At 34.0% G+C, this 24341-nt stretch carries 24 protein-coding genes; 19 read left to right on the top strand and 5 right to left on the bottom strand.

Translation table 11 applies throughout. From position 1 onward, the window contains the following. The first annotated feature begins 2 nt into the window (after positions 1–2). Positions 3–1109 (top strand): SGNH/GDSL hydrolase family protein, encoded by a 1107-nt coding sequence (locus KAOT1_RS18470; protein WP_007096415.1) that lies wholly within the window; start codon positions 3–5, stop codon positions 1107–1109. A gap of 431 nt (positions 1110–1540) precedes the next feature. Here the strand turns inward: KAOT1_RS18470 and KAOT1_RS18460 are convergent, their stop codons facing one another. Together KAOT1_RS18460 and KAOT1_RS18455 are read right to left on the bottom strand one after the other, a co-directional pair. Next, positions 1541–2959: a B12-binding domain-containing radical SAM protein gene (locus KAOT1_RS18460; protein ID WP_157560194.1), complete on the bottom strand. Its 1419-nt coding sequence runs from the start codon at positions 2957–2959 to the stop codon at positions 1541–1543. 32 nt (positions 2960–2991) lie between these two features. After that, the gene (locus KAOT1_RS18455; RefSeq protein WP_007096412.1) at positions 2992–3732 is read right to left on the bottom strand and encodes a glycosyltransferase family 2 protein; all 741 of its coding nucleotides are present in this window, start codon (positions 3730–3732) and stop codon (positions 2992–2994) included. A gap of 170 nt (positions 3733–3902) precedes the next feature. Here KAOT1_RS18455 and KAOT1_RS18450 point away from each other — a divergent pair, with 170 nt between their 5' ends. Genes KAOT1_RS18450 through KAOT1_RS18425 form a run of 6 tightly spaced genes read left to right on the top strand, consistent with a single transcriptional unit; the run spans position 3903 to position 10321 of the window. Then, positions 3903–5270, top strand: a complete 1368-nt coding sequence (locus KAOT1_RS18450) for an ArnT family glycosyltransferase (protein WP_040559701.1) — start codon at positions 3903–3905, stop codon at positions 5268–5270. Between the two features lie 52 nt (positions 5271–5322). Beyond that, positions 5323–6309, top strand: coding sequence for a polysaccharide deacetylase family protein (locus tag KAOT1_RS18445; protein WP_007096410.1), 987 nt, complete (start codon positions 5323–5325; stop codon positions 6307–6309). Between the two features lie 7 nt (positions 6310–6316). Next, positions 6317–7243 carry a GNAT family N-acetyltransferase gene (locus KAOT1_RS18440; RefSeq protein WP_007096409.1) on the top strand — a complete coding sequence of 309 codons (927 nt, stop codon included), beginning with the start codon at positions 6317–6319 and terminating at the stop codon, positions 7241–7243. Beyond that, positions 7244–8104, top strand: a complete 861-nt coding sequence (locus tag KAOT1_RS22150) for an FkbM family methyltransferase (RefSeq protein ID WP_007096408.1) — start codon at positions 7244–7246, stop codon at positions 8102–8104. Further along, the gene (locus KAOT1_RS18430; protein ID WP_083777327.1) at positions 8068–9189 is read left to right on the top strand and encodes a glycosyltransferase family 4 protein; all 1122 of its coding nucleotides are present in this window, start codon (positions 8068–8070) and stop codon (positions 9187–9189) included. Before KAOT1_RS22150 ends, KAOT1_RS18430 begins: the two co-directional genes overlap by 37 nt. Before the next feature lie 4 nt (positions 9190–9193). Continuing rightward, positions 9194–10321, top strand: coding sequence for a lipopolysaccharide biosynthesis protein (locus KAOT1_RS18425; protein ID WP_157560190.1), 1128 nt, complete (start codon positions 9194–9196; stop codon positions 10319–10321). Between the two features lie 473 nt (positions 10322–10794). Here the strand turns inward: KAOT1_RS18425 and KAOT1_RS18420 are convergent, their stop codons facing one another. Then, complete coding sequence (locus tag KAOT1_RS18420) at positions 10795–11628, bottom strand: 2OG-Fe(II) oxygenase (protein ID WP_007096405.1); 834 nt, start codon at positions 11626–11628, stop codon at positions 10795–10797. 149 nt (positions 11629–11777) lie between these two features. Between KAOT1_RS18420 and KAOT1_RS18415 the strand changes: the two genes are divergently transcribed. From KAOT1_RS18415 to KAOT1_RS18390, 6 genes are all read left to right on the top strand, one after another. Next, positions 11778–12833, top strand: a complete 1056-nt coding sequence (locus tag KAOT1_RS18415) for an SGNH/GDSL hydrolase family protein (RefSeq protein WP_040559699.1) — start codon at positions 11778–11780, stop codon at positions 12831–12833. 97 nt (positions 12834–12930) lie between these two features. Further along, positions 12931–13959 (top strand): metallophosphoesterase, encoded by a 1029-nt coding sequence (locus tag KAOT1_RS18410; RefSeq protein WP_007096403.1) that lies wholly within the window; start codon positions 12931–12933, stop codon positions 13957–13959. Positions 13960–14110: 151 nt separating this feature from the next. After that, positions 14111–15115, top strand: a complete 1005-nt coding sequence (locus KAOT1_RS18405) for a sensor histidine kinase (RefSeq protein WP_007096402.1) — start codon at positions 14111–14113, stop codon at positions 15113–15115. A 31-nt stretch (positions 15116–15146) separates the two neighbouring features. Beyond that, positions 15147–15680, top strand: a complete 534-nt coding sequence (locus tag KAOT1_RS18400; protein ID WP_007096401.1) for an HD domain-containing protein — start codon at positions 15147–15149, stop codon at positions 15678–15680. Between the two features lie 294 nt (positions 15681–15974). Beyond that, positions 15975–16130: a hypothetical protein gene (locus KAOT1_RS18395; RefSeq protein ID WP_238528713.1), complete on the top strand. Its 156-nt coding sequence runs from the start codon at positions 15975–15977 to the stop codon at positions 16128–16130. Next, positions 16130–16447 carry a type II toxin-antitoxin system RelE/ParE family toxin gene (locus tag KAOT1_RS18390; protein WP_007096399.1) on the top strand — a complete coding sequence of 106 codons (318 nt, stop codon included), beginning with the start codon at positions 16130–16132 and terminating at the stop codon, positions 16445–16447. Before KAOT1_RS18395 ends, KAOT1_RS18390 begins: the two co-directional genes overlap by 1 nt. Before the next feature lie 108 nt (positions 16448–16555). Here the strand turns inward: KAOT1_RS18390 and KAOT1_RS18385 are convergent, their stop codons facing one another. Together KAOT1_RS18385 and KAOT1_RS18380 are read right to left on the bottom strand one after the other, a co-directional pair. Next, the gene (locus KAOT1_RS18385) at positions 16556–18148 is read right to left on the bottom strand and encodes a glycosyltransferase family 39 protein (RefSeq protein ID WP_083777325.1); all 1593 of its coding nucleotides are present in this window, start codon (positions 18146–18148) and stop codon (positions 16556–16558) included. Continuing rightward, positions 18145–19200, bottom strand: a complete 1056-nt coding sequence (locus KAOT1_RS18380; RefSeq protein ID WP_157560186.1) for an SGNH/GDSL hydrolase family protein — start codon at positions 19198–19200, stop codon at positions 18145–18147. Before KAOT1_RS18380 ends, KAOT1_RS18385 begins: the two co-directional genes overlap by 4 nt. 237 nt (positions 19201–19437) lie before the next feature. On the opposite strand from KAOT1_RS18380, the gene KAOT1_RS18375 reads away from it, so the two are divergent. The 6 genes from KAOT1_RS18375 (at position 19438) to KAOT1_RS18350 (ending at position 24338) form a co-directional block, all read left to right on the top strand. After that, the gene (locus tag KAOT1_RS18375) at positions 19438–19677 is read left to right on the top strand and encodes a ribbon-helix-helix domain-containing protein (RefSeq protein WP_040559698.1); all 240 of its coding nucleotides are present in this window, start codon (positions 19438–19440) and stop codon (positions 19675–19677) included. Beyond that, positions 19670–19957: a type II toxin-antitoxin system RelE/ParE family toxin gene (locus KAOT1_RS18370; protein ID WP_007096395.1), complete on the top strand. Its 288-nt coding sequence runs from the start codon at positions 19670–19672 to the stop codon at positions 19955–19957. Before KAOT1_RS18375 ends, KAOT1_RS18370 begins: the two co-directional genes overlap by 8 nt. Positions 19958–20083: 126 nt before the next feature. Next, positions 20084–21154 carry a radical SAM protein gene (locus KAOT1_RS18365; RefSeq protein ID WP_007096394.1) on the top strand — a complete coding sequence of 357 codons (1071 nt, stop codon included), beginning with the start codon at positions 20084–20086 and terminating at the stop codon, positions 21152–21154. 23 nt (positions 21155–21177) lie between these two features. Next, a complete protein-coding gene (locus KAOT1_RS18360) occupies positions 21178–22698 on the top strand; it encodes a B12-binding domain-containing radical SAM protein (RefSeq protein ID WP_007096393.1) in 1521 nt (506 codons plus the stop codon). A 12-nt stretch (positions 22699–22710) separates the two neighbouring features. Beyond that, the gene (locus KAOT1_RS18355) at positions 22711–23367 is read left to right on the top strand and encodes a methyltransferase (protein ID WP_007096392.1); all 657 of its coding nucleotides are present in this window, start codon (positions 22711–22713) and stop codon (positions 23365–23367) included. A 5-nt stretch (positions 23368–23372) separates the two neighbouring features. After that, complete coding sequence (locus tag KAOT1_RS18350; RefSeq protein WP_007096391.1) at positions 23373–24338, top strand: acyltransferase family protein; 966 nt, start codon at positions 23373–23375, stop codon at positions 24336–24338. The last annotated feature ends 3 nt before the right edge of the window (positions 24339–24341 follow it).

Here is a 24341-nt window from a genome sequence, read left to right as displayed (position 1 = left end):
GTATGAGTAAAAAAACTAGAAAAATTTTTAAAAAATTAAAATACTACAGCATTTTCACAATTATCATTTTGGTCATTGCCGAAGTGATACTATCGCTTCTTGAAGTTGTGCCTGACAATTACTATGTAAACACACCGAACTCTGGTTTTGTTTGGGAAATTAACCATGATGAAATTACAGGAATTCATCAAGATTCAGAAGTTTTTTTTGATGAATTGGGCGCACGTTCCATTTCAGATTATGAAAATAAAGATCACAAAATTGTCGTTTTCGGCGGAAGCACTACTGCATGTTTCGCCCTTACGCAACAAAAAACGTGGTCCGCTTTATTAGAAAAAAAAATGGGCAATTCGTATTGGGTTGGAAATTTTGGAAGACCAGGAAACAGTAGTAATCATCATACATTACAATTTAAACATGTACTAGAAAAACCAGAATTGAGCGATACCAAAACGGTGCTTATCATGCAAGGTGTCAATGACTTTGTAGCTTATTTGATTTCTTCTGAACGATATTTAAATTCCCCTGAACAAAAACTGAAAAAATTTGCCTTTCAACACATTCCTGACGATCATTTGCCTTTTTACAAACGACTTACCTTGTATAAATTAGCTTCCAAAGCGAAAAGAAATCTTGCTTTTTACTTTAAACATCAAGATCATTTGACAAAAACGGTTGTCAGCATTAAAGAACTCAAAAAACAATCGAAAATCATTGAAGAATTACCAGATTTACAAGCAGGTTTAGCGCATTATGAAGCAAACATAAAAAACATAATTCAACAAGCAAAAGCAAAAAATATCAACTTGGTTTTTATCACGCAAGCCACGATGTGGAAACCAAATTTGGAGCCAAAATATGAAGACTTAATGTTGACAAGTGGTTTTCAAAACAATGAAGCTTTTTACAGCACAGAAGCGTTGTATGCTGGTATGGAAATTTTTAATGAACGTTTGATTAATATCTGCAAACAAGAAAATATTCCATGTATTGATTTGAAATTACCAAAAACTACGGAATCATTTTATGATGATTTTCACTTCAACGAATCTGGTGCAGAGTTGACTGCGGAACAGGTTTCTAAAGAATTAAAGGTTATTTTGGAGTAAATAATTTGATGATTTGAAAAATGTGTGAATTTGATAATTGCATTCGTAGAAAACTAGACTCTTTAATTGACTTTAACAACTTTGAGCGTCATTTCGTAATGAAATGAAAATAAATTGTATCGCGAAATACTTTGATTTTCCGAGCACTTCTTGATAGCTCTGTTGAGCGCTAGTCGAAATACAAATTTGCAAAGCAAATTCACTCGAAATAACGTTGTTTTGAGTAATTTAAGAAGATCAGCAAAGCGATCCAAAAGCAAAGCGATCCAAAAGCAAAGCGATCCAAAAGCAAAGCGATCCAAAAGCAAAGCGATCCAAAAGCAAAGCGATCCAAAAGCAAAGCGATCCAAAAGCAAAGCGATCCAAAAGCAAAGCGATCCAAAAGCAAAGCGATCCAAAAGCAAAGCGATCCAAAAGCGAAGCGATCCAAATTACGCCAATTGCTGTTTCTTAAAAAACTTATCCACGATTTTCTTCTCTACAGGAACATTAAAATATTTATGCTTACAACGCCATCTTGCCAACAACTGCAACGGTTTGTAAATCCACTTTTGATTCGAATAAGCAAATTTTAAATAGAATTTAAATTTCTCAAAGAAATCATACTTTTCTTCGCTTACCCAAGGTCCAGACGAACCCACAAAATCAAAATCTGACCATTCATGAACGGTTTCTGGAAGTTTATAACCTTCTTTTACCACATTATCGGTAATCGTGGTTCCAGGATACGGTTTGAAGTAAAAAATTGGCGTGTGAAAATTTGGATGCATGCTATTCAAATCGAGTGCAACCTTTACCGTTTCTTCAATACTTTTGTCCGTTTCTTCAGGGAAACCAACAATAAACGGGAACTGAACTGCAATGCCTAAATCTTTGCAACGTTCGGCACACATATACACTTGCTCAACTTTGATGTCTTTTTTTAGCCAATTCATCATTTCTTGCGAACCAGATTCAACACCAATCAACAATCTTCGCAATCCAGATTTCGCACAAATTTTAAAATCTTCCACCGACATTCGTGAACCTTGATCGGCGCGCATGGTTGCTGCCCACGTAAAATTTAAGCCTTTTTCAATCATACGTTCAGAAATTTCAATCACACGATCTCGGTACGTGAAATAGGTTTCGTCTTGAAGATTTAAATCGGTAAACTTATATTTTTCATGAAGTTCTGCTAATTTATTCACCATAATTTCAGGTGAGATTGCCGTCCATTTTCTATTATAAACAAAAGGATCTGCACAAAAAGTGCATCTAAAATAACAACCTGTTGAAGAAATATAATCGAGTTGTCGTCTTCCTTTCTTTTCAAAATATTTCTCAACATCAATCAATTCATAATTGATATCAGCAAAAGTGTCCATCGCTACAATTGTACGTGGCGGATTTTTCACAATTTCGCCTTCGTCATTACGATAGCAAATTCCTTTTATTTCAGAAATATCGCCTGTAGTTGCATACGCTTCCACTAATTCCTTAAACGTATCTTCTCCTTGTCCTTGCGCCGTTACATCAATACAAATTTCATCTTTCAATGTTTGTTTTGGAAATAATGATGTATGCCATCCGCCCCAAATTACAGGAATATCTTTACGCATCTTTTTCACGGCTTGTGTTACAACCAATGCATCTTTTATAGGTCTTCCTGTCAACACAGTGGTTCCAAAACACAACGCTTCATCAACATGCTTTTCTATGGTTTCCAACGGATTTTCGTCAATACGACCGTCCACAATGATGACTTCATATTTCTCAGGATCAAGCACAGAACCGATTGCCAACAATGCTAGTGGCATGTCAAAAAATACGGCTATCGGATTGTATAGTAAGATTTTACGCTTTTTCAAAACGAGCAATTAAATTTTTATAAATATACTGACTATTTAAATATTTGAAATGACTTTATTTTCTTTTTATGTAAAAAATATTGAACGGATACTTTTAACACGCCCAAACCATACGTCATGCTTCTTTGAAAATTGATTGAAGAACTTTCTTCCGAATACGTTGTTGGACAGGTAATTTCAGCAATTTCATAACCTTTATTAAAAATTTGACACAACATTTGATTGTCAAAAATAAAATCGTCTGAATTGTGTTCTAAATTCAAGGAATTTAACACTTCTGCAGAAAACGCTCGGAAACCTGTGTGGTATTCGGATAATTTCTGACCAATCACAATGTTTTGGAATAAGGTTAAAAAACGATTTGCGATGTATTTATACATGGGCATTCCACCACGCAACGCACCTTTTCCCAAAATACGCGATCCCATGACAACAGGATACACATCATTGGCAATCAAATACGCCATAGAATGTATCAGTTTTGGTGTGTATTGGTAATCTGGATGCAACATAACCACAATATCGCCATGTAACGATAATGCCTTTTTATAACAGCTTTTCTGATTTGCCCCGTATCCTTTATTCTGATCGTGTTTAATGATGTGTTTGATACCTAATTCTTTGGCAACACGCAATGTTTCATCAGTACTATTATCGTCTACCAAAACCACTTCATCAACAATATCAAACGGAATTTCGTTGTATGTTTTTTGCAACGTTTCCGAAGCATTATAAGCAGGAAGTACAATAATTACTTTCTTTGAATCGATCATGGATTTTGGCTTAATTTGGTATAAAAACGCAAAAAATAATCCTATTTTTTTACGATCGACAATTTAACAACTATATTTAGATACGCAAAACAAAAACTATATTGAAACCTTCTAAATTAACCGCTTTTTTTTACCAGAACTTGACGCTTTTTTGCATTCCATTGCTCTGCATGTTGGCATTGAGAATTGTTGGTTTTGATGGTTTATACGGTCAAGATTCTTATGAATATTTGCGGTATGCAAATGCCATTCAAACATATATTACTGATGGAATTCATCCTGGAAATTATTTTTGGCCAGTTTTATATCCGACGTTGGGAAGTTTGCTTGGTTTTCTCTTTGGAAGTACCGCTTTTGCATTGCAATTGATAAGTTGTTTGAGTTTTTCAATTGCTTGTATTTACATCTACAAAACGATTCGATTATTATATCCAAAAACTGATTTTCGCTTTTATTATGTGCTCATTTTTGGTGTTTTTTGTCCGTTTCTACTAAAAATGGGCTTGATTGTCATGTCGGATGCACTAACCTTAGTTTTTGTGGTCTTGGCGTTCTATTTCTTCTTTAAATCATATTACAAAAATACCAGTTTAGCGCCTATTTTCATCTTTGCTACTTGTGCGTTGATGACGCGTTATGCTTCAATATTCATCACTTTTCCAATCATTGTATATACATTGTATTTAATATGGAAACGAAAGCAATTTATACAACTTGGAATTGCGGCATTGTTGAGTATTTTCGTATCAATTCCGTTTCTTATTTTTCAATGGAATGCTCTATTTGAAGCGTCTTCCAATCCATTTTTAAAAATGTGGTCTGTAAGCAACTTTTTCCAATCAAGTTTTACCACACAAGATGGTGTGACAGATTATACCTTTCCAAATTTCATTTACACATTATACCTGTTTTTTCATCCTGGATTCATCTTTTTAGGAAGTATTTTAAGTGTGATAACGCTTAGAAATTACAAATCACTTTTCAGCTTTCATCAAAAAATATTACTGATTTGTAGCGCATTATATATTTTCTTTTTGGCGGGAATTCCGTTTCAAAATCCACGTGTGCTCGGTTTGGTATTTCCGTTAATTTTGATCGTACTATTTCCAGCTTTCGTACGGTTGATGCAACTCAAATACATAAAACAACTCGTCATTGCCCTCGGAATATTTTTTGTAGCCTTGCAACTATTCTTTTTCAGTATGACATTCAAGTTAATTTTTGAACGAACCATTATTGAAAAAGAACTCGAAACAATGATAAAACCGTATGAAAACAATACTTTATATAGTTTTGATGTAGATTTGGCAATGCAAGGTCGCGGTTTGAATTTTGAATATAAAAATATGTTCTTAGAACGTTACGAGAAGTTTCAACCAAACGATTTAATTTTGTTTGATTCTGAACGTTATCAAACACAATGGAAAGACAAAACTCCGATGCAAAACTGGGAATTTATTGAGCAGAATTATCAATTAAAAATATTGGAAACTCATCCTGAAGGTTGGAAATTGTATCGGATAATACAGAAAAAATAATATCAAAGGCATCTCGACAGAGATCGATGTGACAAAATTAATACTAATATATATGCTTTGGATGCGTATCAAATATCGGCTTGGATTACTCTACAAAACGGTTTTGTTCAAACTTGGTTTTGGAAAGTTGTTGTTGAAAGATCGTTATGGCGAACGCATTCTAGTCTATCACGGAATCGATGAAGTTGGCGAAACGAAATACAATAGCCGATTCATTTCAAAAGTCTTCTTTGAGGAATTTATCAAGCATATTACCACACATTACAACGTGATTTCTTTAGACGATTTTTATCAGAAGAAATTCAAAAAAGATACTTTAAATATTGCGCTTACGTTTGATGATGGTTATTTAAATAATTACAAATACGCAGTTCCAATTCTGGAAAAATATAACGTTCCTGCCTGTTTTTATATTACAACGATTCACGAAAAAGCACCGTATTTATGGGCAGATTTTTTAGATCTTGTGTCATATCATACCAAAAAAAAGGAAGTCATTTTAGAACGAAATCTCTATCAAAAAAATGACAAAAATGAATTTATCTGGAACGGAATTTCCATGAAAAATGTTGCCAAAGCGTTGCCATACGATGTCTTAAAAATGATCTATGAAATTTTTAAAGACGATTGGGAAAGCTTGCCACCAAAGAAATACGAAGATTATTGGATGTTGATGAACGCGCAACAAATCAAAGAAATTGCAGACAATCCGTTGTTTACCATTGGCGCACACGGAGAAACGCATGCAAGTTTGGTAGACATTCCTGTAGAAGAAGCGAAAAAAGAAATTTTACTCAGCAAACAACAACTTGAAAAAATATGCGAGCAACCCATTACCGAATTTGCTTTCCCGTTTGGCTATTACAATCAAGAACTAGCAGATTATTGTGAAGAAATCGGTTTTGAACGCTTATTATTGGTAGATTACAATACTAAAAAAGATACTAAAAACGAAGCTTCTCAACACCGTTTTGTGATGAATCCGTACATTTCTATGGAACAACAATTGGCATGTTTATTAAAAGGTTCTTACTTTTAGAAAATATATGCAGTACAAAGAAATATATCGTCTTAAACGTGTGGATAACAATGATTTTCCTGCAATCAAAGAACTCTTTTGGAAAGTTTTTAAAAAAAGAGTTTCGCTCCAGTATTTGCAGAACAAATACAACACTTCGCATGTGGGCGTCAACTATATTTGTAGCATTGCGTATTGCGGAGATATTCCAGTAGCTTTCTACGGAGCTATTCCACAAAAATTTAAAAATAATAAAGGCGAACTATTTGTTGCGCATGCGTGTGATTCTTACACATTGCCGAATCATCAGCGAAAAGGATTGCACAACGCTTTGGCGAAATTCGCTTATAAAATTATGAAAGAATACGACATGAAATATGTGTATGCTTTTCATAGTGAAAATACGTATCGAAGCACCAAAAAACTAGGTTGGAAAGAACACAAAAACTTACAACGATTTCATATAAAAGTAAACACACTTCCTCTTGGAAAAGTGCTCAATAAGTTGCGTTGGACAAATCTCTATGACGTTTTTTTCAAGCAAAAAGTGTCGCAAGAAGCCATTGAAAAACTAACTTCCGAACACAAAGAAAAGTACCGATTGAAGTTTGACAACAACTTTATCGATTACAAAAATAGTTTCAAAAGTCATTATTGTGTAGAAATTGACGATTGCGTATTTTGGTTAAAAATTCAGGCGATTATTCACGTGGGAATGTTCTATGCGCCATCTGCGGAAGCGTTACAAAAAGCCATGAAAAAGTTAAAACGAAAAGCATTTTTCTTGGGAATTACTGAGTTTTTATTTCAGGTTGATGCTGATGCTACCATGGCGACTCAGCTAAAAACCATCACAAAACCAAAAGAATCGTGGTTGGTGGGTTATCTCGATTTTGATCCTGAAATTGACCTCAACGATTTTATATTTACCTATTCAGATTTAGATACATTTTAAATGCAAGTACAACTTAAAAATCATACATTTCAGATTGATCCTGGACAAAACAAACACTATTGGTCGTACATCAATTCTATTGATTGGGAACCGCATACGTTTGCTATTTTCGATCATTTTATCAATGAAGATTCAGTAGTTTTAGACATTGGTTCGTGGAGTGGCGTGTTGACGTTGTACGCAGCAAAAACTGCCAAAGAAGTACATGCGCTCGATCCTGATCCTGTGTGTTTTAGTGAATTGAATCGGAATGTGCAATTGAATCCAGCTGTGGCTGATAAAATAAAAACGTACAAAACAGCAATTTCAGCACAAAAAGAAACCGTTCGCTTGTCTGCGCGCGAAACCTATGGCGCTTCGTCAAGTAGTATTTTAGAACGCAAACGTGATGCTGAAAATTCGCTGGAATTAGAAACGATTTCCTTAGCTGATTTTTTAGAAAAAGAAAATATCCAAAAAGTAGATTTTATCAAAATGGACGTGGAAGGTGCCGAATTTAAAATTCTACCAACGATCGGAAAAGCGATTGAAAAAATCAACTATCCGACGTTGTATATTTCATTTCATTACAGTTTTTTAAATGAAAATATATATCACAAAAACATTCCCTCCGTATTTTTAAATAAATTATTCATGCGATTGGAAAACACTTTTGGCTTTTCACGCTATAAAAGTAAAATTCGAAAAGAAATAGCAAATTTATACGACGATTTAAAAGCGTATACATACATTTATAAAAGTGATGGAACTCCAATTTCCTTTGAGGATTTGGCAAAAAAACCTGAATTGATTAAGGAGACAGATTTGGTATTTACAAATGTGGAATGGCGTGCTTCGACTCCGCTCAGCGTGCCGAAATAGGAATAGCAAGATTTCCGTTTACATGGAAACTAAAGATGAAAGAAATAAAGCAACATATCGTATTCTTAACACCAGGTTTTGCGAAATCTGAAGTAGATTCTACCACAATTCCTGCGTTACAAGTGTTTCTTAAAAGTATGCGAAATGCCTTACCTGAAGCAAAATTGACATTGCTTGCGTTTCAATTTCCGTTTACAAGAAAAAAATACAATTGGCACGGAATTGAGATCATTCCGCTTGACGGAAGAAATAAAAAGTTTCAAAAATTACTTATCTGGAGAAAAGCTAGAAGAACACTTCAAAAACTCCACAAAAAAGAAAAAATTGATACTATTCATAGCTTTTGGATTGGCGAATGTTCGCGTGTTGGACAAAAGTTTGCCAAAAAACACAAAGTGAATCACGTTGTAACTGTGATGGGACAAGATGCTTCTATCAAAAATTCGTACGCAAAAAATTTGATGAATTCCAACGTAAAAATGGTGACACTTTCCGAGAATCATCAAGCGAAATTGACAAAGACATACAATCTAAATTCCACTATAATTCCTTGGCATTTAGATGTTTCAGAGTTTCCACCATTGACAGAAAGTACGATTGATATTTTGGGAGTTGGTTCGCTCAATACAATCAAAAATTATGTAGATTTTATCGATGTCATTTCCGCTGTAGCGAAAACACACAAAAACCTCAAAGTTACTATTATCGGCGATGGAAGTATGCGAAGTGAACTCGAAACGAAAATTAAAAATTTACAACTCGAAAACACGATTTCATTGCTCGGTGAGTTGCCCAGAACAGAAGTTTTAAAGAAAATGGCGCAAGCTAAAATTTTGTTACATACTAGCATGTACGAATCATTCGGATTTGTGTTTTTGGAAGCTTTGTATTCAGGAATGCAACTCGTTTCACACAATGTCGGACTCGCAAAAGCTAGCGAAAATTGGCATGTTGGTACAGATAAAATTGATCTCATTGAAGCTTGTAAAATCTTACTTTTAGAAAAAAATCGACAGAAAAAACGCGTCATATTAAGTACCGAAACAGAAACTATCAACGCTTACTTATCTTTGTATCATGCGTAAATTGATGACCATAGGAATCAACACGATTCAAGGATTTGCCAATCCAGCTTTCAACTTTTTAATTGTTGTTTTTGGCGTAAAAATCTTTGGAAAAACGGAATGGGCAAGTTTGATAAACGTGATGTTATGGGTTTTATTTACCACATTCATGTTTGGCTGGGGAAATCGCGATCATTTACTGAGAGCATACAGCAAAACACCTTCCAAAATGTATCATGCTTTTTTTAGTAATTTTTTATCGCGCTGTTTATTATTGCCATTTTCATTGCTGTTATTTATATTTTTTCCAACAACAATTGCCATATGGGCAATTGTACTTGTGTTGCTCACATTTACATATTCATCATTGAGTACTTTGGTCGTATATCATCAAAAATTTGGCGCACAATTATTGGCAGAAGTGATTGCTTTTGTGATAATTTCTGGAAGTATTTTTTATTTTGAAAGTTTTGATTTAGAAAGTTTTCTGAAAATTTATACCATTGCGATACTTATAAAATTGATTGTATTAAGCGCACAACTCAATTTTTGGAAAGAATCGTTTTCTGCTAAAATTTCACTGCAAGAATTCAAATCAGGATTGCCTTTTTTCATTCTCGGATTGAGTGGTTGGCTGATTTCTAAAATTGACATTTATGTGGTTGATTTGTACCTAGAAAAATCGCAATTAGCCGAATACCAACTTTTAATTACGGCATTTTTAATGCTGCAAGCGTTGGCGGCGTATATTACCATTCCGTTTACAAAACATGTGTATCGCGTTTCAGACGAAGTGGTACAAAAAATCAAATACAAATTGTATATGGCTTCGCTTCCACTGACAGTTCTTGGCGGATTTTCAATCTGGTTTGTCATGGAATATTTTGTAAAATTGGGTTTCACTTATGAATATTATATTGTTGGCGGATTGATCGCATTTCCTTGTTTTTTTTACACGTTAAACGTGATGGAACTCATGAAAAATCAACAAGAACGCACTATAATTTATATTAGCTTTTTTGGTTTTTTTGCAACTATTAGCTTACTTCTCCTTTTAATAGAAACCTATGAAATTTTTGGAGTTTTGGTAAGTGCAGCGATCGCACAATGGATGGTATTATTGGCGTATAAATTGCATCGAAGATTTTCCTAAAAGTAGAATATTCTGCAGCAAAGAATGTTTCTTGGAAGCAAAAAAAATCAGGCATTAGCTTTTGGGTATTAGGTATTAGTCAAGTCCTAAGAGTAATTGGAAATTCAAACTAAAATACGAATATACTTTAAGCGACAGCAATACTTAAATTTTAATGAAGCAATTTGAAAATTTGAAAATGTATCAATTAGTTTCAAATAACACTCAAATTTGTCAGAAGCACATTTAGCATTTAAAACTTAACATTCAGCATTTCATACAAAATCAAATAATGATCTCAGAAACAACCCTGAATTATTAAATTTTAAATCTTTGAATTGAGCGAAGCGAAAAGAATAGGCATTAGCTTTTGGGAATTAGGTATTAGCCAAGTTCTAAGAGTAATTGGAAATTCAAACTAAAATATGAACGTACTAATAGCAAAGCGATACCAAAATACTAAAAGCGTAAGCGTGTCTAACAGCAAAGCGATACTACTTTTTCCTTCGAAACAAATTCAACACTTTACTCACAAAATCATCATTGATTCCAAAAGTGCCTTTGATCCATGTATAAATTGCGATCATTTTTTTATCTAACCAAATAAAAACAGCTTTAAAACCATCATTTGGACGTGCGCGATAGTTGGTAGACTTTCGTCGGAAGGAACCCGTTTTTTCTTCTGTAAAGTAATACAAGGCAATGGACTTTCGTGTCACATCTTCTGGACACTGAATCGGATCTGGGAAACCGTGATACGAATCTTCATCCGTATTAAAAATAACGATTCTGTTGAAAATTGGTGCAACTTTTACAACACATTTCGACATGTCTTTCTCCCACAATTCCAACGCGCCACCATAAGAATCCTCCCAATTTTTATTTAAATAAACTAATACGTTTACGCGACGTCGCCATGTTTTTTTGTGTGGATGTACGGTAAAATCTGCATGAATATTCAAATAACCACCATTTTCACTTTGATGAATTCCGCCACCTTCAATTGTCGTATCTGGTAATAAATTCGAAATTCCTGTGAGTTGTTCTAGGTATTGAAGAAATTCAGGTGAATTCAACTCTTTAATGATTCCATCACGAATAAACTCCGGAATCAACTCTAGTTTGTTCAATCCGTGTTTTTTTTCATTCACATGCACGTAATGAATCCAACCTTCATCTTTGATTTTCGGAAACACTTCCAGTGCTTTTTCGGCGGAAGCCGTTTCTAAAAAATCATCTGCTACCATATGCGGATACGGCGTTGCATTTTGATACTTTTCTGTATCAACAGCTAATCGTGCATTCCATTTTGAATAATCAAAAATCATTGATGAATTTTGTTGAATTTGCCGATAAATGTACATAAAATATAAGATTCTTGCCTAGCAATTTTAGCTACTTTTTCACAATTGATGTGTTCAAAAAATACAATCGGTTGCTTTTTTGTTTGTTGTATATTTTTAGTTCCTTTGTTTTTATGAAATATCTACGGCTTATTGGAATCAATTTGTTGGTCTTGTGTGGGCTTTTGCTGATTTTGGCTGTGATTGGATATTTTATTGAAGCCAATCGGATCAAAACTTTTTTTACGTTTACAGCGCCAAAACAAGCAACTTATTTTCAACCTGATTCTACTGCCCTTTTTATTCACAAGCCAAATATTCATTTATATGATAATTGGGGAACGCCTGAGCAAAAAATTTCTACAGAAAGGCGCACCAATAATCTAGGTTTTCGCGAAGACGCAGATATTACCACGAAACAAGAAAACGAATATCGTATTTTGGTTACGGGCGATTCGCATACGGATGGCGTTCTGAAACACAACAACCAATCTTTTGTAAATGTTTGGGAAGAAAAACTAAATGCTTCCGATAGTACTTACGTATACAATTGCATGAATGGTGGTGTTGGTTATTATACCTTTCGGAATTATCATGGTTTTTTAAAGAAATACTATCAAGAATTACAACCAGAAGTATTTTTGATAAATATTTTTACGGGAAATGACTTCCGAGAAGCGGCAATTTTTGAAGACGATCGTACGAGTATTGCTAATGTATATCGGAGTTTACGGATGCGCTTCCGCAGAAAGTTTCAATCGGATGCACAAAAGGCAATTCCGTACAATCAAGGATTAGAACAAACCTTGTTTTTTGAGTCGTTTCCAGCAGAAAAAGAACGCACTATGAACATTTCAAAGCAATATTTATCACAAATTAAAGCTTTGTGCGAACAGGAAAATATTCGGTTAATTATTACCTTATTGCCTTCTAAATTAGACGTAAATCCTACCTTCCGAAAAGAAGTGCAAAAATTACACAATTTGGATGATGAAACGATGAGTATCAACCAAGAATTGACAACACAATTGATTGCTTTTTTAAAAGCAGAACAGTTTGAATACATTGATTTAAAACCCGCACTACAAAACACTTCCGAAAAAGTGTATTGGGATCAAGATTTACATATTAACAAGAATGCACATCGTATTATTGGTGAGTTGTTGTATAAAAAAATAGCATTAGAATAGTACAAAGTTTTACATAATTATTGATGATTATATATTCTTAGAAAACTTGAGACACCAGTGCATGAACGTTATTAAATGATTCAAAAATCAAAACACCATGAGCAAAACATATATTATTGGCGATATTCACGGATGTTATGACGAATTTATCGAACTAATGAACCAAATTGGCGTTACTGATGATGATTTGGTGGTTTCGCTTGGTGATATTGTTGACAGAGGAAATAAATCGCTCGAACTCTATCATTATTTTAAAAATAGAAAAAACGCCATTGTTCTCATGGGAAACCACGAACGCAAACATTTGAATGGAATTTTAAGCTATTCGCAAGAAATTGTAAAAGTTCAATTTGGAGACGAATATGAGGAATTTTGTGATTGGCTAAAAACACTTCCTTATTATTACGAAACGCCAGAAGCGATCATTGTTCATGCCTTTTTTGAACATGATAAAACGCTGTATCAGCAGAAAGAAGAAGTACTCGCCGGAACCACTTCAGGAAGTCGCTATCTAGAAACGAAATACGAAGAAGGAACCTATTGGTCAGATTATTACACAGGTAAAAAACCAATCATTTACGGACATCACGTCGTTGGAGAAACGCCTAAAATAAAAAATAATACCTACGGAATTGATACTGGCGCATGTCACGCAGGAATGTTGACTGCAATAGAATTGCCAAGTTTTAAAATTCATCAAGTACGTGTAGAAACCGATCATTGGAAAGCACAGCAATCAGCTTGGCAAATTCCTGTCTTGGAAGCGAAAGATTGGGAACATATGAAAATCGATCAAGTATATCGTCAAATTGACAAACTTGCGTATAAAACGGAAACAGAAATTCAGGAATTTCTAGCCAAACAACGAAATTGGATTCAGCAAATTGAAGCGTTACGCATCAAAATTCAATCAAAAATTGAAATATTGACAAAAGAATTGATCGTTCAACACAGAGAAGATTTCAACAAAGAAGTCGCCAAACTCAATTATCGTTCATTCGTATTCAAAGCAAAAGCGGGCACTTTAGTAATAAACGATTTAGAAAAAACCTTGCATACGCCACAGAAAATAATCGATTTAGCGCACGAACTCCATATTGAAAACATTCCGCAGCGAACCTCTTGACTCTGATCATAAATCATCTATCAATACAATCGCCGAATTGCATATGTTTTAGGTTTATACTACATTTATGAAAAATAGCAATGTTTTGCGAGACAAGTTCCTCAAAAACAAACATTCCCGAATAATACAAACCTACTTTTAACATCAATCTATGCACTTTTCTGATTACATGATTGCAGCGCTTATTCTTTTTGGAGCTTTTATTATGTTGATGAGTGCCGCGTATACCAAAAAAATATTCAACATTCTTCCCAACAACGATTTAAGAAGAAGTTGGAAAAAATTACGCTTTCTCATGTTGCTCTTTTTAGTTGGCTATTTGGTGGTTGCTACGGTTGTAATTTTGGGACAAACAGAATTGTTGGCGGTATTATCTGGAGTGATCTTTTTTATGGGATCATTATTTGTATTTCTGGTGGTTCGCACCGGATTGGATAGTTTCAGAAAACTCAAAGAACTCAATCAAAACTTAGACGACACCGAATTAAAAAATAAAGAACTTGAACAATTTGCCTATATTACTTCGCATGATTTAAAAACACCGATTAGAGGAATTTCTAGTTTGGCTTCTTTTATCAAGGAAGATTTGGAAGCTGGTCAAACAGAAGATGTGTACAAGCATTTGGACACCATGCAAGGACGCGTGAAGCGACTCGAAAGTTTGATAAATGGAATTTTGCAATATTCAAAAATTGGAAAAATTATTCCTGAAGCTGTCGATCTGAACAAAATGATGCGTGGAGAAGCCAAAAATTATCAAGATCCAACGGCGGTAAAATTTATTATTAAAGGTGAACTTCCCACAATTACAGGAGATAAAATACAACTATCGCAAGTTGTTTCAAACCTCATCAGCAATGCCGTAAAATACAATGACAAAGACGTTTGCGAAATTACAATTTCAAGTGAAGAAACAACCTACGCTTACGAATTCACTTTTGCTGATAATGGACCTGGAATTGATCCGAAATACCATCAAAAAATCTTCGAAGTCTTTCAAACACTCGAACAAAAAGATACGTATGAAAATACGGGAATCGGACTTGCCATCGTAAAAAAGATTATTGAAAAACACGAAGGCAAAATTCGAGTAGCATCTGATGGGAAGTTGGGAACAAAGTTTATTATTAAATATCCGAAAATGTTGGAGCGATAAACAATCAAACTAAAAATCTAAAATAAGAAGATTGAAGATCATAGAATTGCCAAAAAAAGTTATCTCCTTACTTGAACACTACGAGGCGCCGCAAAGACTCATCAGGCATTTGACTATTGTGCATGCGACTGCTTTTTATCTATCGGAACAATTCAATAATACATGGCAACAATTACCTTTCAACAAAGCAGAAATTTTATTTGGAGCTGCCACACACGACATCGGAAAAATGATTGTGACGGATGAAATCTACCAAAAAGGGAAATTGCACGAAGCAAAAGGTTTTGCTCTATTAAAACAACACGGTTTTAGCGATTCTGAAGCACGATTTACCATCACTCACGGAAACTGGAAAGCAGAAACAAACACTTTAGAAGATTTAATTGTTTGTTTGGCTGATAAAGTCTGGAAAGGAAAACGAGTCTCCGAATTGGAAGAAGAAATTGCCAAACGTATTTCTACGATGACCAATAATGATTTTTGGGAAGCATTTATGCAATTAGAAGCTATTTTAGAACAAATTGTAATTGGTTCAGACGACCGAATTGCTTGGCAAGGGATTTGAAGATATCGATTAAAAAAAACTAAAATAAAACGATTTTATCTTATTCTATAATTTTGCTAATTACCTCAACTTCGGAAGTTCTAATTTTATGAAAGAAATCATGAAAAACCCAAAGTATAAAGTTATAGACAACAATTCTAATTATTTGATTCAGAAGGTGAAATTTTAAGGAGAGTTTGTTTTTGTGGTGTTTTTTGTATATTTGATAAAAGCAGTTTAATCATGACTTTGGAAGCTAGAAAAATAAAATTTGTTCGAGAATTCTTAAATCTTCAAAATGAAGAAATAATTTCAATGCTTGAAAACATATTGGCAAATAAAATTTCTGAAAATCAAGAACTCAAGGGAATGACAAAAGAAGAACTTCACAAACGAATTGACCAAGCTGAAAATGATTTCAAAAATGGACAATTTAAATCTAGCGACGAACTTTTAGAAAAGTACCAATAATGGCTTTTAAAATTATTTGGTCTGCTTTTGCAGAAACACAACTTGATGAAATTTACCAATACTACAAAGATGAAGCAAGTGAAACCATTGCTAAAAAACTACTCCAAGAGATCATTCAAGCACCAAATCGTTTAATTAATAACCCACACATTGGACAGGAAGAATTATTACTAAAAAATCGTGAAATCCAGTATCGTTATTTAATATATAAAAACTACAAAATCATTTATGCTATTGATGATAAAAATAGTCTTCTAAAGATAGCTGATGTTTTTGACTCTCGACAAAACCCAACAAAGTTAAAGAGAGTTAAATAAAATTAATTGATAAAAATGAGTTAATCAAATTACATGAAAAACAGATTGAATCCTTGAAAGAGATTTGCCTGTTAAGAAAGTATTAATTTTAAAAAAACACAATCCTCTCTACTCCACCAACCAAAAAACACCATCACCAAACAACCAACGATCATAAGTGTACATTTTCACGACTTTCTGTTCGTCAGTAGGTTTAAAAACTAAGGTATACTTTGGCGTCACACTTTCCCACCATTTTTCTTTTTCTTCTGAAAAGAAATTCCATGTCACATATTCCACACCTCCTTGAATTTGGTTTTTTGGAATTCCTGAGTCAACAAGTTCATCAAGTGCTTTCCATCGTGCACGATTCCAAGATAAATGATCGTGTACTGCACACACCGAAAACCACGTCATTAATATCAAAAAGCTAAATGCGAAATATTTATACATTTTTTTAGGAACTTTTGTAGAATTTGTCGCTAAAAAGACAATTGCAATTGGAAACAACGGCAGTAAATATCGATCGTACACACCAACAATTAAAAATGGTGTTAAATACACGACATAAAATACAAACGACAATACGACTAACGAATTCACTTGTCGCTTTTTAAACACCGAAGCGATCATTTGACGAATATGAAATAACAACGCTACACTTGAAAACACACCAATTGCTGTCACCATTTGCCAAAATAATTGTGGCGCACGCGGTTCAGGACTTGTGGTAAAGTTTCCTGCATGATCGGCTAACGTGGTTGGTCCGACGCCGAAGTCAATCCAGATATTATCCAAACTTGGCAATACTTTTCCAATCTGAATTAAAATTCCTGTCACGAGAAGCGTCCACACAATTGCTGAAATTTTATAACCTCTAAATGTATAGCGATTCATATAAAAAATATGAATTGGCGCCAACAGAAATCCAAGATACGCCATGCAACGAAAGAAATACGAAAAGATTAAAATAATCAGATTTTTATCTACATTTTTGATGTTTTCTAGTAACAAACCAAACTTCGAATTGTAACGTTCTTGCAACAAATCATTCGATTCCATGATGTATGAAAAGACTAACGAAAACACAATCAACGTGCATAAAGGCGCAATGGCTTTCGCCAGATTTTGCAAGTTTCGTTTTTTCGAAAGTAACATCGTCACTAAAAATACAATTGGAAAAACCCATGCCAATTGACGAATGGTAAATGCCCAAAAACAGAAGAAAATCGCCCAGAGAATCGGTTTCCAAGAATCCGTTTTCAACGCTTTCGCAAAAAAATAAAATGCCCAAATGGTGACACAGAAAAAAGGAATGTCTGTCATAAACGAAAACGACAAAGACAGAAATATCGGATTTACCATACATAAAATAGTTCCGAAAATTGCCATCCAACGAGAAATATTGGCGAGTTTACAGAGTTCGTAAATTCCGAGAAGCGTCGCAAATCCTAAAATCAAGGTTGACCAACGCAATACGGTAAAGGAAAAACCGAAAATTTTAGTAAATAAAAATCCCCAATATACGTGACCAACTAAGGTCATTTCTCCCCAATTATAGAGTTTTAAATAACCATTTTCCGTTAAGGTTTTTACAGATTTTCCGTAACACCAATCGTCGTTCAGTGGAAAATCGCCTATCGGATTGATGATGAAAATCAGCAACAACCACAACAGCAACAATCCGAGTTGATCTTGGTATTTTTTGAGAAAATTCATCATCTTTTGTAATAGCTAAAAAATGATTCAATATGTTTCTTCGCAAACGCATTTCCAGCTTCGCTCCAATGTCCGTCACAAGACAAAAACAACGCTTTGTATTCGGCTTCTGTAAAACGATCGGTTTTGGGTAACAAGTCTAAATATTCTACATTGATACTATCGCAAACCGCTTGAAGTCTCTTTGCCAGCGGATTTTTCCCGTGTTCGCGATACGCTTTGATTTCTTTTTCAATCGGAATACTATACACCATCACAGGACGATTTCCTGCCAATTTTTTAATTTCTTCTATCGAATACCGCATGCGATTGAATTGCTTTTCCGTAAAGTTGAAATAACTCGGAATTTTAGATGCATCTAGTAATTTATCTTCTGGAATAGCTTTTACACGCTGCATTACACGCAAATAGCGATACATATTATATGAATGTGTAAAATTTTTCAATAATTTATGAATAAAACTTTGCTTTATTGGACGTGCTTTCGATTTGTGAATGCTGTCTGTATGATACATCAATTCGTAACTTGGATAATCGCCTTTTAAAAACGGTTGATAACGATCGCCACCAACTTTCAAACTCACTTCGTAATCGTCGTCTATAAAATCATTAGAAGGCAAAATTCCCACCAAAACCGCTTCATGCGAATAATTGCGCGCAAGCGTTTTATACATCATTAAATATTGTGTAGGTCCAAAATTTCCTGCCAAGCCGAAATTTAAATGCGGAATGTTTTTATCTTTTTCAAGAAGATTCGTCAAGCGATTTTCAACTTCTACACCAATTCCTTCGGTAAACGAATCTCCCAAAGCAATAACGCGTTTTGCTGTTGTATTTAGTTCGCGTTCTGCATCACGAAAACCTGCTGAATTTGTGCTATAAACGACGTCAAAGCAGTACTTTTTCTGTCGATATTCATCATTTGGTAAATGCAGTGTTCCGAAGTTTTCATCCAAATCAAACCAAAAATTCTGCGTATTTTGAAACGTATAGGTTGGTAATTCTATTTTGATTTCTGCGGTACGAATATAAATTGCCAATATAATTTCCAACAATAAAAAAGTTATCCCAACAATAATAATTAGGTTTTTAATTGGTTTAAAAAGGTATTTTTTGAGCAAAATAGTTCTTTTGGCGGTTGCTGTGATAAAAACAAATATACAGTCTCTAGGAAAAGAATCTGTGTGAAATAGAAAAAAATAAATTGTTCCCTATTCTCAAAACAAAACCTGCAATTTCCCAATTTGGAATTGATTCACTTTTGGTGTAATTTTACACCAAACTACAATGATATGGCAAGACAAAGTATTTCGCTTACAGAGCCAAATGATGAATGGCTGAAAAATCAAGTCGATAAAAAAGAATATTCAAGTAAAAGCGAACTTGTAAATGACTTGATTCGACAAGCACGAAAACAACAAGTTCAAGTAGATTGGATTCGTGCCAAAATAGAAAAAGCAGAAGCCAACGGATTTACAGAAGATAGTAAAGAAGCAATTTTGGCTCAGTCAAAATCTCTATTAAATGGCTAAATATTGTTTGAGCAATGAAGCTAAAAATGATCTAATTCGGATTCATCAATACGGAGTTCAAAAGTTTGGAATTACCCAAGCGGACGCGTATTTTAATTCTTTTTTCACACATTTCGACATCATAGCTAACAGACCTTTTTCTTTTGAAGCCGTTGATTTTATAAAAACAGGATATAGACGATGTGTTTGTGGAGCAGATAGTATTTATTTTAGAATACAAAATAATACTGTTGAGATAATGACCATCGTTGGCAGACAAGATTTAAAGGATAAATTATAGCGCAAAAAGTCACTATTTAGACTTCCTTTAAACAGATGGCTTATTTTATCAATTTAAAATGTAAATTTGAATATAAATTTTGCTATTTGATTTGTATGTTTACAAATTCGAAGAAAAGAAGGAATTATGAGTGTTGCCACATTTAAAAAAATAAACAAAAAAGTACTTCCTAGCAAGTATCTTTTTCCTCCAGAATGGATCATTTTGGGCGTGAATAATGTGTGCAACTTGCATTGTAAAATGTGTGATGTTGGTACGAAAAGTTTGGATACGAATTTTGCACAAAACTTAGTAGGAACGCATCCGATAAACATGCCGTTACCGTTGATTGAAAAAATTATCGATCAAATGGCGGAATATTATCCGATTTCAAAATTGGGATATGCTTTTACAGAACCGTTGGTATATCCGCATTTAGAAGCTTCGTTACAATATGCAAAACAAAAAGGAATTGAAACTTCTGTAACTACAAATGCGCTTACCTTAAAACAGAAAGCGAATGTGGTTGCCGATACTTCTATTTATATTTCACTTGATGGTCCGCAAGACATTCACAATGAAATTCGCGGACACAAAAAGTCATTTCAAAAAGCAGTAGAAGGTATTGAAAAAGTGCTTTCTATCAATCCGAAAGCGACGATTGCTATATTTTGTGTCATTACTGAATGGAATATTGGATATTTAAATGAATTTCTAGATTTCTTTAAAGACTATCCATTGCAACAAATCGGATTTATGCATTCCAACTTTACCGAACAACGCATTGCAGATGTTCATAATGAAGTTTGGGCAAATTCCTATCCTGCAACAGCTTCTAATGTTGATGAAGTAAATATTAATAATTTTGATTTGGATGCACTTTGGGACGAAATTGCTATGATAAAATCTAGAAATGATAAATTTCCTGTGAATTTTTCTCCAGAAATTGCTTCAAAAGAAAAGCTAAAGGAATTCTATTATAAGCCAGAAATCAAGATTGGGAAAATGTGCAATGATGTGTTTACCAACGTGATGATTAAATCGGATGGAAGTGTAATTCCTGCACACGGACGTTGTTACAACTTGGAACTTGGCAATATTTACGAAGAAAATTTAAAGCAAATCTGGAATGGACGCGTCTTGTCGAAATTCCGTGCTACATTATCTAAAAACGGAGGTTTATTGCCTGCGTGTAGTCGTTGTTGCAGTTCTTTTTAAATCAAAAATACGATACTAAATTAATGGGAAATAAGATCATCATATTCAATCCGAGAAGCGCGAATGCAAAGCATCGTTTGCCCAATACCATCATTCAGGTTGGCGCGGCAATTCATGGAAAATATGACTATGTTTTTGTAGATGGAAACATGGAAACCGATCCTTGGAAAAAAATTTCAGGTTATTTTGCTACAGGCGAATTTAAATATTTCTGTCTCACTGTAATGCCCGGACCACAATTGAAACAGGCAATTCCGTATGCAAAAAAGATCAAGGAATTATACCCAAATGCTATAAATATTTGGGGCGGCTATTTTGCTTCCAATCAATACAAAGTATGTTTAAATTCAGGGTATGTTGATTATATCATCAACGGACCTGGCGACAATACGTTTCCAAAATTATTAGATGTTTTAGAAGGAAAAAGCGATGAGAAATTACAACTCATTCGCAACTTAATCTTTAAAGATGAAAACGGGAAAATTGTGCAAACGGTAAAAGAAGCCTTGCTCGATCAGGATTCTTTACCTCCATATCCGTACGAATATTTCAATACGTTTTATCCGCTAGAGCGTTATTTGGCAAAAACGTTTATGGGACAAAAAACCTTTGCGTATCACTCAAGTATGGGTTGTCCGTTTACCTGTTCTTTCTGTGCGGTTGTGCCAATTTACAATGCCAAATGGAAGGCAAAAGCAGCTTCAACCATTTATAAAGATTTAAAATATTTTAAAGAAAAGTATCAGATTGATGCGGTAGAATTTCACGATAATAACTTTTTTACGTCTCGAAAACGTGTGATGGAATTTTCCAAACTTGTGATGGATGATAATATCGAATGGTGGGGCGAAGGTCGCATTGATACGATTAATAAATATTCTGACGAAGATTTGCATTACATGCGAAAAGCAGGTTGCCGCATGATGTTTTTAGGAGCTGAAACTGGAAATGATGAAGTGTTGAAGCAAATGAACAAAGGTGGCACACAATCTGGACAGATGATTAAGGATTTTGTGAAACGCATGAAAGATGTTGATATTATTCCTGAATTGTCCTTTGTACTAGGTTTGCCTGGCGAAAACGAACAAAAAGTCTACGAACAGATTTTGTGGGACATCAATTTTATTCGTGAAATAAAAGCGATTAATGCGGATGCGGAAATCATCATTTATTTGTATAGTCCGGTGCCAACAGAAGGTTCGGAGTTGTATCAACAAATTGTAGATGCAGGATTTTCTTTTCCTGAAAAATTAGAAGAATGGATTGAACCGAGTTGGGAAAAATTTGACTTGCGAAGAAATCCGCTAACACCTTGGTTGAAACCGTATATGATTGATAAAATCCAGAATTTTGAAACAGTTCTCAACGGTTATTATCCAACTGCTTCCGATTTTAGAATTAAAGGCTACAAGAAAAGCTTGCTAAAATTAGTTTCAGGATATCGCTTTAAATATGGTTGGTACAAATTTCCGTATGAAATTAAAGTATTGCATAAAATTTGGAAATACCGTCAACCAGAAATTGAAGGTTTCTACTCAGAATAATCCGCAGAAAATATGTTTAAGAAAATTAAAAAACACATATTTCCTGTTGCGAAATTTTTCTTTGATAAATATACGTTAAAACAGCGAAGCTACACGTATGAAGGTATTACGGTAAACGTCAGCGCAGAAGTATTTCCACCACATTTTACGATAAGCACCAAGATTTTTCTAGAATTTATAAAACCTTTAGATTTAAAGAATAAAAACTTTTTAGAACTCGGTTGTGGCTCAGGAATCATCTCACTTTTTGCGGCTTCTAAAGGTGCAAATGTCACCGCTTCTGATATTAATAAAATTGCAATTAGTGCGTTGAAAGAAGCTTCTGAAGCAAATGAAATTCCGTTAAACGTTGTGTATTCAGATTTGTTTGAAAACTTATCCAATCAAACGTTTGATTATATCATCATCAATCCGCCATATTATCCAAAAGCGCCGCAAAACGATAAAGAACGTGCATGGTTTTGTGGTGAAAATTTTGAATATTTCGAAAAACTATTTGCACAACTTCCTCAACACTTAGCACCAAATACTTGGATGATTTTATCGGAAGATTGTGAAATTGAACATATAAAAAAAATAGCTTCCAATAACAAACTTAACTTTGAACTGATTTTGGAAAAAAGTGTCTTAAAAGAGAAAAATTATATCTTTAGTATTCAAAAATCATAACCGATTTGCAGAAAACTTCGCGAAACATACTGTTAGATATTTTTAAAGTCATCGCTGCGCTATTTGTAATTGGCACACATTGTGGCTTTTTATTTGAATACAGCGAAGTAGCTTCGCAAACTATTACCAACGGCGTTTTTAGAATTGCTGTTCCGTTTTTTTTCTGTGTCAACGGTTTCTTTTTATACAACGTATTTAATGATGATCGTATACAAAAATGGTTCAAACGTGTTGGAATTTTATACTTGATTTGGATGTTATTTTACACTTATTTTTGGGCGTATTTGAATGATTTTAACCTAATGAAAATGATTTTAACAATAATATTTGGTTTCAATCATTTATGGTATTTGGCGGCACTTCTTTTGGGCGGATTGCTATTATATCAACTTCGAAATATTTCAAATAAACTATTAATTGTAGGAACGTTTATTTTGTTCTTAATCGGGATTATCATTCAATATTTGGGACAGCTTCATGTGTTTTCGGAACAACTTTTATTAGATAAATTGATGAATTATCCGCCGTTACACCGAAACTTTTTGCTATTCGCATTGCCACTTTTAAGTATTGGTTATGTCATCAAACGCGCAAATTTTCACACCAAACTCAGCAAATCATTTGCCATAAGTCTTTTGATACTAAGTTTGGTTCTTTTGGTTGCTGAAAACTTAATCACCTACTACTTTATAACTGGTGAAGCAATTTTAAACACTTACATTTCATATATATTCTTAGCGCCTGCTTTACTGATTACTGCATTTACGTTTACAGTTTCATCCAATCTTAATAGCAAATTACTATCGTCCTACTCTATCGCACTCTATTTAATACATCCATTAATTATCTTTTTAATTCTTCGTTTTTTTAAATTAGATTCGACACCTTTGACGTTTATAACAATCATACTCTCTGTAATTGCGAGTTATGCATTGATTCAACTCAACAAGAAATTAAAATATATTTTATAAACT

Source organism: Kordia algicida OT-1 (assembly GCF_000154725.1).
Lineage (GTDB): Bacteria > Bacteroidota > Bacteroidia > Flavobacteriales > Flavobacteriaceae > Kordia > Kordia algicida.
The sequence above is the reverse complement of the archived record's forward strand: the minus strand, read 5'-3'. Positions and strand labels throughout refer to the sequence as shown.

What these genes read in the sequence shown, in the direction of transcription:
- KAOT1_RS18425 (WP_157560190.1), top strand. Translation starts at nt 9,194, where the DNA reads ATGACCATAGGAATCAACACGATTCAAGGATTTGCCAATCCAGCTTTC.
- KAOT1_RS18370 (WP_007096395.1), top strand. Translation starts at nt 19,670, where the DNA reads ATGGCTAAATATTGTTTGAGCAATGAAGCTAAAAATGATCTAATTCGG.
- KAOT1_RS18410 (WP_007096403.1), top strand. Translation starts at nt 12,931, where the DNA reads ATGAGCAAAACATATATTATTGGCGATATTCACGGATGTTATGACGAA.
- KAOT1_RS18450 (WP_040559701.1), top strand. Translation starts at nt 3,903, where the DNA reads ATGTTGGCATTGAGAATTGTTGGTTTTGATGGTTTATACGGTCAAGAT.
- KAOT1_RS18415 (WP_040559699.1), top strand. Translation starts at nt 11,778, where the DNA reads ATGAAATATCTACGGCTTATTGGAATCAATTTGTTGGTCTTGTGTGGG.
- KAOT1_RS22150 (WP_007096408.1), top strand. Translation starts at nt 7,244, where the DNA reads ATGCAAGTACAACTTAAAAATCATACATTTCAGATTGATCCTGGACAA.
- KAOT1_RS18470 (WP_007096415.1), top strand. Translation starts at nt 3, where the DNA reads ATGAGTAAAAAAACTAGAAAAATTTTTAAAAAATTAAAATACTACAGC.
- KAOT1_RS18455 (WP_007096412.1), bottom strand. Translation starts at nt 3,732, where the DNA reads ATGATCGATTCAAAGAAAGTAATTATTGTACTTCCTGCTTATAATGCT.
- KAOT1_RS18390 (WP_007096399.1), top strand. Translation starts at nt 16,130, where the DNA reads ATGGCTTTTAAAATTATTTGGTCTGCTTTTGCAGAAACACAACTTGAT.
- KAOT1_RS18395 (WP_238528713.1), top strand. Translation starts at nt 15,975, where the DNA reads ATGCTTGAAAACATATTGGCAAATAAAATTTCTGAAAATCAAGAACTC.
- KAOT1_RS18375 (WP_040559698.1), top strand. Translation starts at nt 19,438, where the DNA reads ATGGCAAGACAAAGTATTTCGCTTACAGAGCCAAATGATGAATGGCTG.
- KAOT1_RS18420 (WP_007096405.1), bottom strand. Translation starts at nt 11,628, where the DNA reads ATGATTTTTGATTATTCAAAATGGAATGCACGATTAGCTGTTGATACA.
- KAOT1_RS18355 (WP_007096392.1), top strand. Translation starts at nt 22,711, where the DNA reads ATGTTTAAGAAAATTAAAAAACACATATTTCCTGTTGCGAAATTTTTC.
- KAOT1_RS18440 (WP_007096409.1), top strand. Translation starts at nt 6,317, where the DNA reads ATGCAGTACAAAGAAATATATCGTCTTAAACGTGTGGATAACAATGAT.
- KAOT1_RS18385 (WP_083777325.1), bottom strand. Translation starts at nt 18,148, where the DNA reads ATGATGAATTTTCTCAAAAAATACCAAGATCAACTCGGATTGTTGCTG.
- KAOT1_RS18405 (WP_007096402.1), top strand. Translation starts at nt 14,111, where the DNA reads ATGCACTTTTCTGATTACATGATTGCAGCGCTTATTCTTTTTGGAGCT.
- KAOT1_RS18430 (WP_083777327.1), top strand. Translation starts at nt 8,068, where the DNA reads ATGGCGTGCTTCGACTCCGCTCAGCGTGCCGAAATAGGAATAGCAAGA.
- KAOT1_RS18360 (WP_007096393.1), top strand. Translation starts at nt 21,178, where the DNA reads ATGGGAAATAAGATCATCATATTCAATCCGAGAAGCGCGAATGCAAAG.
- KAOT1_RS18445 (WP_007096410.1), top strand. Translation starts at nt 5,323, where the DNA reads ATGCTTTGGATGCGTATCAAATATCGGCTTGGATTACTCTACAAAACG.
- KAOT1_RS18365 (WP_007096394.1), top strand. Translation starts at nt 20,084, where the DNA reads ATGAGTGTTGCCACATTTAAAAAAATAAACAAAAAAGTACTTCCTAGC.